Genomic DNA, 12942 nt, shown 5'->3' with positions numbered 1-12942 from the left:
GAGCATGAGTCCCCTCGTCCTGCTGGCCCTCCTGCTGATCTGCCTTCCGCTGGCCTACCTGGTGTGGTCGCTGCTGTCCGTGGACCGGAAGTCCCAGCGCGCCATCCGGCAGATGCTCGTCCAGGATGCCGGCCCCGCCGAAACCAGCGCCCCGCAGCACAAAGCCCTGCTGGAGCGCCTCGGCTACCGGCTGACGCCCCCGGCCTATATCCGGAAGCTGGACCGGCTGCTGTCCCTCGCCGGCCGCCCGGCATCGCTCCCCCTCGGCCGGGTGCTCGCCGCCAAGCCGCTGCTGGGACTGGTCGGTGCGCTCCTGGGCCTGTGGCTGGCCAGCACCCCCGCGCCACTGCTGAAGCTGGTGGGCCTGTTCGTGATGCTCCTTGGCTACTTCATTCCGGACCTCCTCCTCTACAGCAAGGGCCAGGAGCGGCAGAAGATCATGCAGCTCGAACTGGCGAACACCCTGGACCAGATGCTGATCTCGGTCGAGGCCGGGCTGGGGTTTGAAGGCGCCATGGCACGCGCCGGAGAGAACGGCAAGGGCCCGCTGGCCGAGGAACTGGTCCGCACCCTGCAGGACATGCAGGTGGGCCGCAGCCGGAGGGAGTCCTACCAGGCCCTCGCGGCCCGGACGAACATCCCGGAGCTGCGCAGCTTCGTCCAGGCAGTGGTGCAGGCGGACACGTACGGAATCGCCATCAGCCGGGTGCTCCGGATCCAGGCCAAGGTGATGCGGGTCAAGCGCCGCCAGCGGGCCGAGGAGAAGGCCATGAAGCTGCCGGTCACCATCCTGTTTCCCCTGCTGTTCTTCATCTTCCCGGTCCTTTTTATCGCAATTTTGGGACCCGCCGTGATCAACGCTATCCAGACATTCAGTGGCCACTGAGGACCGGATAAGGATAGCCGCAAGGTTTCCGCAGGATACCCGGCCGCCGGCGGCGTCGGTCCCGGACAGCGGGTACCGTAGTGGCATGTCCCTTTTAGCTGCTGGCCCCGACGACGGAATTGTGGGCACTCCGCTGTCCGCCGACGCCCCCGCCGCCGCCGGCGCAGGGCTGACGCTCCCCCAAGCCGGCGTCGCGCCGCTGGTGGACCCGGCCGCGCTGCAGGATCTGAGCGAGCAGTTGAACAGCACCGCCGTGGCCCAGGGCTTCGCCCGGGACTACGCCGAAATGTGGGACCAGCGGTATGACTCCCTGGCCGGGGCCCTGGACCGCCGGGACCAGGCGGCCGCGCTTGATGCCGTACTGAGCCTCAAGACGTCCTCGTCAATGGTCGGCGGCCTCCGGCTGGCCGAACTCGCCGGCCGGCTTGAAGCGGCCATCCGGGCCGGAAACCTTCAGTACGCCGAGTCCCTCCTGGGCGACGTTGCCGCGCGCGGCAGCGAAACCGTGGACGAACTGCAGTACAGCTACATCCACCAGGAACGCTAGGCGCGAAGTGGCGCCAGCCGGTAGCCGACGCCGCGCACCGTTTGGAGCCAGCGCGGATGTACCGGGTCCTCCCCCAGCTTGCGCCGCAGGTTGCCGATGTGCACTTCAACGGCACGCTCGTCGGATTCGCTGATGTACGCATCGGTCCGGTAATACTCGCCCCGCACCACCCGCACCAGCTCGGCCTTGGACTTCACGGCTCCGGCGCCGCGGAGGAGTGCGTGCAGGAGGTCGAACTCGCTGCGGGTCAGGGCCAGCGGCTCACCGTCGACGGCCACCGAGCGGGTGTCCGGATTCAGGGCAACACCGTTGTGCCGGAGGACCGTGTCGATCACAGCAGCAGGGGTGCCGGCCTGCGCCCCGGTCAGGGCGCCCTGGGTGTTGGTCCGCGGGCGGCGCATCATCGCCGCCACCCGGGCGCGGAGTTCGCGGGGCCGGAAAGGCTTGGTCAAAAAGTCGTCGGCCCCGGTGTGCAGGGCCGTCAGGGTATCCAGCTCATCAGTGCGGGCGGTCAGCATGACGATATAGGCGTCGCTGAATTGCCGGATCCGCCGCAGCACCTCAAAGCCGTCGATGTCCGGGAGGCCCACGTCCAGCGTGACGACGCTGGCTTCCCGGCGCCGGACGACGTCGACTCCCTCTCGGCCCTCGCCGGCCGAATGCACCTCAAAGCCGGCCTGCCGGAGCACCGCTTCCACCAGGTTGCGAACGTCCGCATCGTCCTCAACAACGACGGCCACCCCAAGGTCAGTCATGCCACCCTCACAATCGATGCTGTCCCAAGGGACACGGTTTGCGCACTTACTGCCACCATACCGATCGGCGGCAGGGATTCCAGTCCGCGGCGCAGAAATAGGGCAACAAAAATCCGACTAGTGTCAAGCAGCTATGACAGCCATGTAAACTCCAGATGCGAGGAAGGGGCGCCTGTCATTGGATAACCAACGGTTGTTTCGTGGCCCAAACCTGTCCCGTCCCTTCGGGGATCTGAAACCCCGATCGCGGGTCGTGGCCAGCCAGCTGCCGCTCACGGCGCTGCTGGCCGCCGGCTTGGCTGCTGCACCCGCCGCGTGGGCGCTGCACCTGGCCACCGGCTGGGGCCAGGCGGCACTGGCCATCCATGCCGTCGTAGCACTGGCCTGCATCACGGTCCCGTGGCAACGGCTTCCGGCCCTCGCTCCGCTGGCCATTCCCGTGGTGGACCTGGCCGCCATCGGCTTCAGCCGGGCAGCGGCTGCCGACGAACTCCCGGGCCTGGGTGTCCTGTCGGTCCTGCCCATCGTCTGGATCTCCGCCTCACGGCTCTCCCCCGCCGTCGCATTGCCACTCAGTTTCCTCGGCCCACTGGCAGCCGGCCTGCCCTGGCTCTTCGCCGCGGCAGCCGAGGACCGTGCGGGCCGGATTGCCACAGTGGTACTCCTGGCACTGATGACCCTTTCCGTTGGGCTGGCCATGCAGTACGCCAAGGCCCAACTGCGGCGCCAGCAGCGCAAGGTGTTGGCCAAGGAGGCCGAGCTCCAGGCCCTGCTCACTCAAAGCCGTGAACGCGAAGGGCTGCTGAACACCATCCTGGATACGGTCGACGTCGGCATTGTGGCCGTCGGGGCCGACGGCCGGCGGCTGCTGACCAACAGCTGGCAGGCCCGGCTGGAGGCCTCCGCGGTGCCCGGCGGCCACCCCGGACCGCCCGGACCGGCCGACCCCGCAGATCCCGATTGGGACGACCGGCTCCTGCTGGCCGGACCGGACCAGTCCACGCCCCTGCCGCCGCACCGGCGCCCGCTCCGCAGGGCCCTTGACGGCGAATCCTTCGCGGACCACCTGGTCTGCTTCGGGGAAGCCCCCGGGAGCCGGGTGGTGTCCACGGGTGCCCGGCCGCTGCAGAACGACGACGGCGACTTCCGCGGCGCCGTCGTCGTGTACAACGAGGTCACGGGCCTGGTCAACGCCCTCGCCGCGAAGGAGGACGTCGTCGCCACCGTCTCGCACGAGTTCCGGACACCCTTAACCTCGATCATCGGCAATCTGGACCTGGTCCTGGGAGACGAACTGCCGCCGCCGGTCCTCCGCCGGATCGAAGTGGCGCAGCGCAATGCCGAACGGCTGCTGTCGCTCGTCTCGGACCTCCTGATGTCCGCCAGCTCGGCGGTCCACATCCATCCCCGCAGGACCGACCTCGCCGGCCTGGTGGAGGCGAGCCTCGGCTCCGCGCAGGCGCATGCGCACGCGTCCCGGGTGTCGCTGGCCATGGACGTGCCCGCGCCGTTGTGGGCGAACGTGGACCCGCTGCGGATCAGCCAGGCGCTGGATAACCTTGTCTCCAACGCGATCAAGTATTCGCCCGACGGCGGAGAGGTGACAGTCTCGGCCCGGGCGGACGACGGACGGGTGCTCCTTGCGGTCGAGGACAGCGGGATCGGCATGACGGCGGCCGACGCAGAGAAGGTCTTTACCCGTTTCTTCCGGAGCCCCGCGGTGCGGGAGGGCGCGATCCCCGGGGCCGGGCTCGGCCTGTCCATCACCAAGGCCATCGTGGAGGGCCACGGCGGGTCCATTACGTGCAGCACGCTCCCCGGGCACGGGAGCACCTTCACCATGGAACTGCCGGCCGAGGGCGCACCCCGTCCGTTCTAGCGGTCCCTAGCTGCGGCGGGCGCGCGTCAGCTCGGCCCGTGCCAGCAATCCGCTGGCCGACGGGTACGCCACTTCTTCAAGGACCAGCGGGTGCGGGGCGGCCAGCACTGACCGGGCATCACGCTGCCGGGCAATGAGCCGCTCGTAAAGCCATTCCGGCCGTTCCGCCCCGGCCCCAACCACCAGAGCCGAGCCCACCAGTGACCGGACCATGTTGTGGCAGAACGCGTCCGCCTGCACCGTGACCACAATGACCCCGTCGGTGCCCCTCGCAAACTCAAACCGCTGCAGTTCCCGGATGGTGGTGGAACCCTCCCGCGGCTTGCAGTACGAACGGAAGTCCTGCAGCCCCAGCAACCGGGAGGCGCCGTCGTTGAGGAGGCCGGTATCCAGCTGCTCCTTGTGCCACAACGTCGCATGCCGGCCCAGCGGGTCCCACAATGCGGGCCCGTCGGCGATCCGATAACTGTAGCGCCGCCACAGGGCCGAGAAGCGTGCGTCGAAGCCTTCAGGAGCCACCGCCGCCCGGTGCACCTCGATCGACCCGCTGAGATCGCCCAGGCCCCGGCTGAGGGCACCCCTCAGCCGCCGGAGGAGCGCGACGGCGGGGTCCAGTTCCGCGCCGCGGCTCAGGCTGCGCCACTCGGTCTCGGCCAGGTCCAGGTGCACCACCTGCCCCCTGGCGTGCACGCCGGCGTCGGTCCGGCCGGCTACGGTGACCCGGACCGGGCGGCGGATCAGGAGGGCCAGCGCCTCCTCCAGGACGCCTTGCACCGTGAGGCGCCCGGGCTGCAGCGCCCACCCGCTGAAGGGGCCGCCGTCGTAGGACAAGTCCAGCCGGATACGCAAAAACCCGCCGCCCCCCAATACGGGGGCAGCGGGTTTGAGCTCGTTCATAGACCTAAGTCTATAAGAACGTGTTAGCGAATTACTTCGCGTCCTTCTCGGAATCAGCGGCTGCTTCCTCAGCGGCCGGAGCCTCTTCGGTTACTTCAGCTTCAGGAGCAGCTTCAGCTTCCGGAGCCTCTTCGGTCTCTGCGACCGGAGCGGCTTCAGCTTTGTCAGCGTCCTTCTTGTCCGCATCGCGCTTCGCAGCGGAGGTAGCCTCGGCTACGACGGCCTGCTTCGCGGAAACCGGCTCGAGAACCAGTTCGATGACAGCCATGGGAGCGTTGTCGCCCTTGCGGTTGCCGATCTTGGTGATGCGGGTGTAGCCGCCATCGCGGTTCTCCACTGCCTGTGCAATGTCGGTGAACAGCTCGTGGACGACGCCCTTGTTGCTGATCAGGCCGAGCACACGACGGCGGGAAGCCAGGTCGCCACGCTTGGCGAAAGTCACCAGGCGCTCGGCGTACGGCTTCAGTCGCTTGGCCTTGGTCACCGTGGTGGTGATCCGCTTGTGCTCGAACAGTGCGGCTGCCAGGTTCGCGAGCATCAGACGCTCGTGAGCCGGGCCGCCTCCGAGGCGCGGACCCTTAGTGGGGGTAGGCATAACTATTTCTCCTAATATGGAAGCCGGCGGGCTGTGCACGCTGCGGTGCGTCCAGCCTGCTGGCCAAGATCTGTTTTAGAGCTCGTCGTCGCTGAAAGCGGCGTCGTCCTCTTCGATGGCTGCGGCGCGGGCTGCGAGGTCAAAACCGGGAGGGGAATCCTTGAGGGACAGACCCAGTTCAACGAGCTTCGCCTTGACCTCATCGATGGACTTCGCACCGAAGTTGCGGATGTCCATCAGGTCAGCCTCGGAGCGGGCAACGAGTTCACCCACGGTGTGGATGCCCTCACGCTTGAGGCAGTTGTAGGAACGGACGGTGAGGTCCAGATCCTCGATCGGCAGTGCCATGTCAGCTGCCAGGGCAGCGTCCGTCGGCGACGGGCCAATCTCGATACCTTCAGCTGCCGTGTTCAGCTCGCGGGCCAGACCGAACAGTTCCACCAGGGTGGTACCGGCCGAAGCAACCGCATCGCGCGGGGCGATGGCCTGCTTGGTCTCGACGTCGACAATGAGCTTGTCGAAGTCGGTGCGCTGCTCAACACGGGTGGCTTCCACGCGGAAAGTAACCTTCAGCACCGGCGAGTAGATCGAGTCGACCGGGATGCGGCCGATCTCGGAGTCGCCGGACTTGTTCTGAGCTGCCGAAACGTAGCCACGGCCGCGTTCGATGGTCAGTTCGAGTTCGAACTTGCCCTTCGAGTTCAGCGTGGCGATGTGCAGATCCGGGTTGTGGAATTCGACGCCGGCCGGCGGAGCGATGTCCGCGGCGGTGACGACTCCCGGGCCCTGCTTGCGCAGGTAGGCAACAACCGGCTCGTCGTGCTCGGAGGAGACCGACAGGTTCTTGATGTTCAGGATGATCTCGGTGACATCTTCCTTGACACCCGGAACCGTGGTGAACTCGTGCAGCACGCCATCGATCCGGATGCTCGTGACAGAGGCACCGGGGATGGAGGAGAGCAGGGTACGGCGGAGGGAGTTTCCGAGGGTGTAACCGAAGCCCGGTTCCAGCGGTTCAATGATGAAACGGGAACGGTTATCGGAGACGACCTCTTCGGAGAGGGTGGGGCGCTGTGCAATGAGCACTTAGGTTTCCTTTCGGCGAGCATCCGCTATATGACGCAACACAGGTGGTGGAAAGATCGGTCTGGAGACTTAACGCGGCTGGGCTTGCCCGGACCGGCAAGGGTCCGGGCAAGCTCCGGTTAGGTCTTAGACGCGGCGGCGCTTCGGGGGGCGGCAGCCGTTGTGCGCGCTGGGGGTTACATCCTGGATGGATCCAACCTCAAGGCCAGCGGCCTGCAGCGAACGGATGGCCGTCTCGCGTCCGGAGCCCGGACCCTTGACGAATACGTCGACCTTGCGCATGCCGTGCTCCTGCGCACGCTTTGCGGCGGCTTCGGCGGCCATCTGGGCGGCGAACGGAGTGGACTTGCGGGAGCCCTTGAAGCCAACTTCACCGGACGAGGCCCAGGAGATGACGGCACCGCTCGGATCCGTGATGGAAACGATGGTGTTGTTAAAGGTGCTCTTGATGTGCGCCTGGCCCAGCGCGATATTCTTCTTGTCCTTCTTACGCGGCTTGCGAACCGCGCCACGAGTCTTCGGGGGCATTTTTTCTCCTACAGAAAGTTATTGGGGAAGTCCGTTTAAGGGGCCCACACTTGCCGGGTTCCTTGAAATCGCGCCAGCGATTTTAGGGAGCAAGTGGGGATTAACGGGTCTTCTTCTTGCCGGCGACGGTACGCTTCGGGCCCTTGCGGGTACGGGCGTTGGTCTTCGTACGCTGACCGCGTACGGGCAGGCCCTTGCGGTGACGCAGGCCTTCGTAGCTGCCGATCTCGACCTTGCGGCGGATGTCGGCGGCTACCTCGCGGCGAAGGTCACCCTCAACCTTGTAGTTGCCTTCAATGTAGTCACGCAGCTGGACCAGCTCGGCGTCGGTCAGGTCCTTGACCCGAACGTCAGCGCTGATGCCGGTGGCAGCCAGGGTTTCGTGTGCACGGGTCTTGCCCACGCCGTAGATGTAAGTAAGCGCAATTTCCAGCCGCTTTTCGCGGGGAATGTCTACGCCAGCGAGACGAGCCATAGTGGCAGTGCTCCTTGAATAAACCGGAGGTCGTAGGCAGTACACCCGTACAATCCGTACGGCCCCAGCCTCCGACCGGGGGTTAGCTGTCCGGACTCGTTAGTGCTCAATGTCCCAGATCAGCTTGTGCTGCCTTTTTATTTACTTGCGTGGGTTAGCAACCCAGGGATTTCCGGTGAGGGAAATTAGCCCTGGCGCTGCTTGTGGCGCGGGTTCTCGCAGATCACCATGACCCGGCCATTACGGCGGATCACTTTGCACTTTTCGCAGATCTGCTTGACGCTCGGCTTGACCTTCATGGCGTTCCTTTGCGTGTTGCAGTTGGTCAGCTGGAACGGCCCTTGGCTGTTGCCTCGGCCGCCCAGTGTTTATTTGTAGCGGTAGACGATACGACCACGTGTCAGGTCGTAAGGGCTCAGCTCCACCACTACCCGGTCCTCAGGGAGAATCCTGATGTAGTGCTGGCGCATCTTTCCAGAGATGTGTGCCAGAACGATGTGCTTGTTGGTGAGCTCAACGCGAAACATCGCGTTAGGCAGCGCCTCAGTCACAACGCCCTCGATCTCAATGACCCCGTCCTTCTTGGCCATACCCTCCGCTAACTGTTGTTGCCGCAGCCCCTCCGGCTTGCACCGACGATCACTGCGGACGTTTTTTGATTGCTTGGCTGCAGCCGCCAGGCCACAAAAGGGCACAACAGGGCAGACAACCAACAGTCAACACTACGGCATTACGGGCCGAATGTTAAATCCAGCCATGCTAGCGCACTCCGCCCCCGTATGCACGAAAACGCCCCGCCGGGGTCTCCACCCCGGCCGCCGCGGCGACCCCGTCCAGAATGGCCAGCCGTACGACGTCGGCTGCCGCGCTCTGCAGGGTAATCAGGCTCACCTGCCGGGTGGCCTCGGTACCGCGGTCCAGTGGTACGGCCCCGGTCGCCAGCGCAAACACGGTATCGCCGTCGGCCAGAGTGTGGCTTGGATTGAGGGCCCGGGCGAGGCCGGCGTGGGCTGCCGATGCGGTGCGCTTGCACTCGGCTTTGTCCAGGACGGCGTTGGTCGCGACGACGACGAGGGTGGTGTTCAGCGCGGGCGGCGGGCCATGCCCGGCCGGCGGCGCATCCGAAACCCTCCGCGTGCTCGCTCGTTCCTCCCCACCGGCTCCCTCCCCTCGCAAGCTCGGTGAGGAAACCCCACCGTCGTGGCCCCTGCTTAGACGCACGCTTCCGGGTTCCGGATGTGCCGCCAGCTCCGGTTCCGTGTCAGGCTCCACCCGCTCGCTCGATGTGCTGAACGGCAGTCCCAGCGCATTCACCACCGCTATTGCGCCGATGACGACAGGGCCGTCGGGCGAGATGTTGTTCAAGGTGATCGAGGCTGTGCCTATTCCTCCCTTGTACTGTCCCCTGCCTATCAGGGCGCCGGTGCCCGCCCCCGCGTTGCCGCGTTCGACGTCGTGCCCGTCCTTGCGGGCCGCGGCGTCGACGGCGGCCGCGTACCCCATGGCGGCGTCGGGGCGGGCAGCGAAGTCGCCGCCGCGACCCAGATCGAAGATCGCCGCGGCCGGGACGATCGGCACCACGCCTCCGGGGACGGCAAACCCGCGCGCCTGTTCCTCGCACCAGCGCTGGACACCGTGGGAGGCGGACAGCCCGTAGGCACTCCCGCCGGTCAGGACCACGGCGTCGACGGCGCTGGTCAGGGTGGTCGGGTCGAGGGCATCCGTCTCATGTGTTCCCGGGCCGCCGCCGCGCACGTCCACCGATCCGACGGTTCCGGGCGGGGGCAGCACCACCGTCACGCCGCTCAACCATCCGTCGCCGATCCTCGAGGCATGGCCCACCCGGACACCGGGCACGTCCGTAATAGCTGTCATGGCTCCATTGTGTCCCGCTGGCCGGCGAAAACAGGTGCCACCTTCTCCCGGAACGCCGGCGAACGTTATGGAATACTGCAACCAACAACAGGTAAACGGGCAAGGAAGCCTGACATAACAAAGCTCTGACAAGGCCTTGTGCGGGGTTCCACCCATTCACCGTGTGGTGAAGTATTCATGGTCCCCCGCCCAACCGCCTGCCACCGGCAGGCCCGGATCCGTTAGAGACCCTATGACTAGACAACTGACCGACAGCCCCGTGCGCTCTGCAGCAGCGGCCGTCACGCAGGGCCCGCGCCGGGGACGCTGGTCCGCCCGGACCCGCAGGGACTTCCTCGTCTTCCTCGCGCTGGCCCTCCCGAACCTGGCCCTGATCGCGGTATTTACCTACCTGCCGCTGATCAACAACATCTACTACTCCACGCTCGACTGGACGCTGGGATCCGCCTCCGCCACGGTGGTCGGGTTCGAGAACTACATCAACTTCTTCACCAGCGCCGACGCCCCCAAGGTGCTCGGAACCACTGCCATCTTCACCGTCGTCACTGTCGGCGGATCCATGGTGCTCGGACTGCTGGTGGCCCTCGCCCTGAACTCCAAGGTCCGCGGCACCACCTTCGCCCGGTCCGCGGTCTTCGCGCCCTACGTGCTCAGCGGCGTCGGCGTCGGCCTGGTGTGGCTGTTCATCTTCGACCCCGGTTATGGCGTGCTCGCTTGGCTGCTGCGCGGGATCGGGCAGCAGAGCCCGCAGTGGATCAACGACCCCCAGCTCTCCCTGGTCATGGTGATCATCGTCTACGTCTGGAAGAACCTCGGCTACTGTGCGGTGGTCTACCTCGCCGGCCTGCAGTCCCTTCCGCAGGACGTGATGGAGGCCGCCTCCCTGGACGGCGCGAACGGTTTCCGCCGGTTCATCAGCATGTCCGTCCCGCTGCTGTCCCCCACCACGTTCTTCCTGCTCATCACCACCATGCTCAGCTCGCTGCAGGCCTTCGACCTGATCCGGATCATGACCCCGCTGGGCAACGGCACGTCCACCCTGATCTACGAGGCCTACCTGCAGGCCTTCGGGGCGTTCAACCGCGCCGGCTACTCGGCATCCATTTCCGTGGTGCTCTTCGCGATCCTCCTGATCATCACCGTGCTGCAGGTGCGGTTCGTCGAACGGAAGGTGCACTACTCGTGAGCACGCTCTCCCCCGTGAATCCCGATCCCGCCGCGTCCGCATCCGGACCCGACGCTCCGCTTCCGCGGCACCGGCCGTTCTCCCGCGCCAACCTGGCCCAGACCATCGCCGGCGGCTACGTTCCCCTGGTCCTCGCCACGCTGGTGGTGGTGGTCCCCCTGCTCTGGATGGTGCTGAGCTCCTTCAAGCAGCCCGGTGAGATCGTCACGACCGACCTGAAGATCCTGCCGCAGGGACTGAACCTGGAGAACTACCACGTGGCGATGACCACGGTGCCGTTCGCACAGTTCTTCGTCAACAGCCTGATTGTGACCACGGTAGGCGCAACGGTGAAGGTGATCCTGGCGATCCTGACGGCCTACGCCCTGGTTTTCGTCCGGTTTCCCTTCAAGAACGTCATCTTCATCCTGATCCTGGTGGCGCTGATGGTGCCGCCGCAGGTGTCCATCCTGCCGAACTACATCCTGATCGCCGGAATGGGCGGGAAGAACACCCTGTGGGGCATCATCCTTCCCGGGCTCGGCACCGCCTTCGGCACGTTCCTGCTCCGCCAGCACTTCATGACCCTGCCCAGCTCCATCCTGGAGGCCGCCGAAATCGACGGCGCCGGACACTGGCGCCGCCTCTGGCAGGTGGTGGTCCCGGTCTCCGGTCCTTCCATCGCCACCGTCGCCCTCGTGACCGTGGTGAGCGAATGGAACGACTACATCTGGCCGCTCATCATCACCGACCGCCCGGAAACCATGACGCTGCCGGTGGGCCTGACCCTGCTGCAGAACTCGGAAGGCAACGGCTCGGGCTGGGGCATCCTGATGGCCGGAGCGGTCCTGGTGATTGTTCCGATCCTGCTGGTCTTCGCGGCCCTGCAGCGCTACATCGTGGCCGGCCTCACCCAGGGCAGCGTCACCGGGTAAGCCACGGCCCGCCAGAGACCCCACCGACCCCGTACCTAATACAGCACACCACGTCAGCACGTTTTGAGAGGATCCACCATGGCAACAAACCTTAATCGCAGACACTTCCTGGGCCTGGCCGGGGCGGGTGCCGGCACGGCGGCACTGGCCGCCTGCGGAGGCCCGTCCACGGGCGGCGGCACCGGAGCCTCGGAGACCAAGGACGTCGACTTCAGCGGCGTCAAACCCGCCTCCTCCTTCGACTTCTGGACCAGCCACCCCGGCAAGTCCCAGGACGTCGAGAAGGCAATCATCGACAAATTCCAGGCGAAGTTCCCGGACATCAAGGTCAACCTGATCACCGCCGGGGCCAACTACGAGGAAATCGCGCAGAAGTTCCAGACCTCCCAGGCAGCGAAGTCCGCCCTGCCCGGCCTGGTGGTGCTCTCCGACGTCTGGTGGTTCCGCTACTTCACCAACGGAAACATCATCCCGCTGGACAGTGCGATCAAGCAGCTGGACATCAAGGTGGACGACTTCCAGAAGTCCCTCGTCGCGGACTACCAGTACGCCGGGAAACAGTGGGCGCTCCCCTACGGCCGTTCCACCCCGCTGTTCTACTACAACAAGGATCACTTCAAGGCGGCGGGCCTGCCGGACCGCGCGCCGAAGACCTGGCAGGAGTTCAGCGAGTGGGCGCCCAAGCTCAAGGCCAGCTCCGGCGCCCAGTACGCCTACATCTACCCGGCCCTGGCCGGGTACGCCGGCTGGACCCTGCAGAACAACCTGTGGGGCTGGGGCGGCAGCTGGTCCAACGAGTGGACCATGAACTGTGATTCCCCCGAGTCGGTTGCGGCGTTGCAGTGGGCCCAGGACTCGATCTACAAGGACAAGTGGGCCGGCGTCTCGTCCAAGGAGGCCGCGGATGACTTTGCCGCCGGCATCACCTCGGCAACCATCGCCTCCACCGGGTCCCTGCTCGGCGTTCTCAGCTCCGCTAAGTTCAACGTGGGCGTCGGCTTCCTGCCGGGCGGTCCGAAGAAGGAGACCGGAGTCTGCCCCACCGGCGGCGCCGGCCTGGGCATCCCCAGCGGCGTCAGCAAGGAGGTCTTCCTGCCGGGCGCGGACCAGGAGATGGCCAAGGCCGCCGCAAAGATCCTCACCCAGCAGGGCGACGTCAAGGCAACCATGACCGAGCTGAAGGCCACCCTGGAAGGCATCTACACCAAGGACGTGAAGCCGAAGCTCAAGAGCTGATCCGGCCCGCGACACACAAAATCCCTGGCGCTACCGGACTTCCGGTAGCGCCAGGGATTTTTGGCGTCGAGGGGAAACCGCAC

General features: G+C 66.0%; 15 protein-coding genes. 6 read left to right on the top strand and 9 right to left on the bottom strand.

Annotated elements, in window-relative coordinates:
* Nucleotides 1-4 precede the first annotated feature (4 nt).
* On the top strand, nt 5-886 hold the full coding sequence (locus AC1DBE_RS09400; protein WP_476970346.1) for a type II secretion system F family protein: 882 nt from the start codon (nt 5-7) through the stop codon (nt 884-886).
* 85 nt (nt 887-971) lie between these two features.
* Nucleotides 972-1433 carry an Hpt domain-containing protein gene (locus tag AC1DBE_RS09395; protein WP_476877935.1) on the top strand — a complete coding sequence of 154 codons (462 nt, stop codon included), beginning with the start codon at nt 972-974 and terminating at the stop codon, nt 1431-1433.
* On the opposite strand, the gene AC1DBE_RS09390 is transcribed toward AC1DBE_RS09395, so the two are convergent.
* Nucleotides 1430-2188 (bottom strand): response regulator transcription factor, encoded by a 759-nt coding sequence (locus AC1DBE_RS09390; RefSeq protein ID WP_476877936.1) that lies wholly within the window; start codon nt 2186-2188, stop codon nt 1430-1432. The genes AC1DBE_RS09395 and AC1DBE_RS09390 overlap by 4 nt on opposite strands.
* A gap of 253 nt (nt 2189-2441) precedes the next feature.
* On the opposite strand from AC1DBE_RS09390, the gene AC1DBE_RS09385 reads away from it, so the two are divergent.
* Entirely contained in the window at nt 2442-4067 is a 1626-nt protein-coding gene (locus tag AC1DBE_RS09385) for a sensor histidine kinase (protein WP_476970345.1), read from the top strand.
* Nucleotides 4068-4073: 6 nt separating this feature from the next.
* Here AC1DBE_RS09385 and AC1DBE_RS09380 read toward each other — a convergent pair whose 3' ends face one another.
* The 8 genes from AC1DBE_RS09380 to AC1DBE_RS09345 all read right to left on the bottom strand — a co-directional run bounded on the left by AC1DBE_RS09380 (nt 4074) and on the right by AC1DBE_RS09345 (nt 9523).
* The gene (locus AC1DBE_RS09380; RefSeq protein WP_476877938.1) at nt 4074-4964 is read right to left on the bottom strand and encodes a tRNA pseudouridine synthase A; all 891 of its coding nucleotides are present in this window, start codon (nt 4962-4964) and stop codon (nt 4074-4076) included.
* A gap of 31 nt (nt 4965-4995) precedes the next feature.
* A complete protein-coding gene (gene rplQ / locus AC1DBE_RS09375) occupies nt 4996-5559 on the bottom strand; it encodes a 50S ribosomal protein L17 (RefSeq protein WP_476970344.1) in 564 nt (187 codons plus the stop codon).
* 75 nt (nt 5560-5634) lie between these two features.
* Complete coding sequence (locus AC1DBE_RS09370; RefSeq protein WP_024366109.1) at nt 5635-6645, bottom strand: DNA-directed RNA polymerase subunit alpha; 1011 nt, start codon at nt 6643-6645, stop codon at nt 5635-5637.
* 126 nt (nt 6646-6771) lie between these two features.
* Nucleotides 6772-7173 (bottom strand): 30S ribosomal protein S11, encoded by a 402-nt coding sequence (rpsK, locus tag AC1DBE_RS09365; RefSeq protein WP_066436904.1) that lies wholly within the window; start codon nt 7171-7173, stop codon nt 6772-6774.
* A gap of 100 nt (nt 7174-7273) precedes the next feature.
* Nucleotides 7274-7648 (bottom strand): 30S ribosomal protein S13, encoded by a 375-nt coding sequence (rpsM, locus tag AC1DBE_RS09360; protein ID WP_476877940.1) that lies wholly within the window; start codon nt 7646-7648, stop codon nt 7274-7276.
* A gap of 185 nt (nt 7649-7833) precedes the next feature.
* On the bottom strand, nt 7834-7947 hold the full coding sequence (gene rpmJ / locus AC1DBE_RS09355) for a 50S ribosomal protein L36 (protein ID WP_009358722.1): 114 nt from the start codon (nt 7945-7947) through the stop codon (nt 7834-7836).
* Nucleotides 7948-8016: 69 nt separating this feature from the next.
* Entirely contained in the window at nt 8017-8238 is a 222-nt protein-coding gene (gene infA / locus AC1DBE_RS09350) for a translation initiation factor IF-1 (protein WP_009358723.1), read from the bottom strand.
* 169 nt (nt 8239-8407) lie between these two features.
* Nucleotides 8408-9523, bottom strand: a complete 1116-nt coding sequence (locus tag AC1DBE_RS09345; RefSeq protein ID WP_476970343.1) for a P1 family peptidase — start codon at nt 9521-9523, stop codon at nt 8408-8410.
* Nucleotides 9524-9755: 232 nt separating this feature from the next.
* On the opposite strand from AC1DBE_RS09345, the gene AC1DBE_RS09340 reads away from it, so the two are divergent.
* The 3 genes from AC1DBE_RS09340 to AC1DBE_RS09330 all read left to right on the top strand — a co-directional run bounded on the left by AC1DBE_RS09340 (nt 9756) and on the right by AC1DBE_RS09330 (nt 12859).
* Complete coding sequence (locus AC1DBE_RS09340) at nt 9756-10709, top strand: carbohydrate ABC transporter permease (protein WP_476877942.1); 954 nt, start codon at nt 9756-9758, stop codon at nt 10707-10709.
* Nucleotides 10706-11623, top strand: a complete 918-nt coding sequence (locus AC1DBE_RS09335; protein WP_476877943.1) for a carbohydrate ABC transporter permease — start codon at nt 10706-10708, stop codon at nt 11621-11623. The genes AC1DBE_RS09340 and AC1DBE_RS09335 overlap by 4 nt, the downstream gene beginning before the upstream one ends.
* A 78-nt stretch (nt 11624-11701) precedes the next feature.
* The gene (locus AC1DBE_RS09330) at nt 11702-12859 is read left to right on the top strand and encodes an extracellular solute-binding protein (RefSeq protein ID WP_476970342.1); all 1158 of its coding nucleotides are present in this window, start codon (nt 11702-11704) and stop codon (nt 12857-12859) included.
* Nucleotides 12860-12942 lie beyond the last annotated feature (83 nt).

This window comes from Arthrobacter sp. 10T416 (assembly GCF_056394165.1).
This window is presented reverse-complemented; position numbering and strand designations above follow the sequence as displayed.

Excerpts from the sequence above, each read along its gene's own strand:
- rplQ (WP_476970344.1), bottom strand. The coding sequence starts at position 5,559 with ATGCCTACCCCCACTAAGGGTCCGCGCCTCGGAGGCGGCCCGGCTCAC.
- rpmJ (WP_009358722.1), bottom strand. The coding sequence starts at position 7,947 with ATGAAGGTCAAGCCGAGCGTCAAGCAGATCTGCGAAAAGTGCAAAGTG.
- AC1DBE_RS09390 (WP_476877936.1), bottom strand. The coding sequence starts at position 2,188 with ATGACTGACCTTGGGGTGGCCGTCGTTGTTGAGGACGATGCGGACGTT.
- rpsM (WP_476877940.1), bottom strand. The coding sequence starts at position 7,648 with ATGGCTCGTCTCGCTGGCGTAGACATTCCCCGCGAAAAGCGGCTGGAA.
- AC1DBE_RS09380 (WP_476877938.1), bottom strand. The coding sequence starts at position 4,964 with ATGAACGAGCTCAAACCCGCTGCCCCCGTATTGGGGGGCGGCGGGTTT.
- rpsK (WP_066436904.1), bottom strand. The coding sequence starts at position 7,173 with ATGCCCCCGAAGACTCGTGGCGCGGTTCGCAAGCCGCGTAAGAAGGAC.
- infA (WP_009358723.1), bottom strand. The coding sequence starts at position 8,238 with ATGGCCAAGAAGGACGGGGTCATTGAGATCGAGGGCGTTGTGACTGAG.
- AC1DBE_RS09395 (WP_476877935.1), top strand. The coding sequence starts at position 972 with ATGTCCCTTTTAGCTGCTGGCCCCGACGACGGAATTGTGGGCACTCCG.
- AC1DBE_RS09340 (WP_476877942.1), top strand. The coding sequence starts at position 9,756 with ATGACTAGACAACTGACCGACAGCCCCGTGCGCTCTGCAGCAGCGGCC.
- AC1DBE_RS09330 (WP_476970342.1), top strand. The coding sequence starts at position 11,702 with ATGGCAACAAACCTTAATCGCAGACACTTCCTGGGCCTGGCCGGGGCG.
- AC1DBE_RS09400 (WP_476970346.1), top strand. The coding sequence starts at position 5 with ATGAGTCCCCTCGTCCTGCTGGCCCTCCTGCTGATCTGCCTTCCGCTG.
- AC1DBE_RS09345 (WP_476970343.1), bottom strand. The coding sequence starts at position 9,523 with ATGACAGCTATTACGGACGTGCCCGGTGTCCGGGTGGGCCATGCCTCG.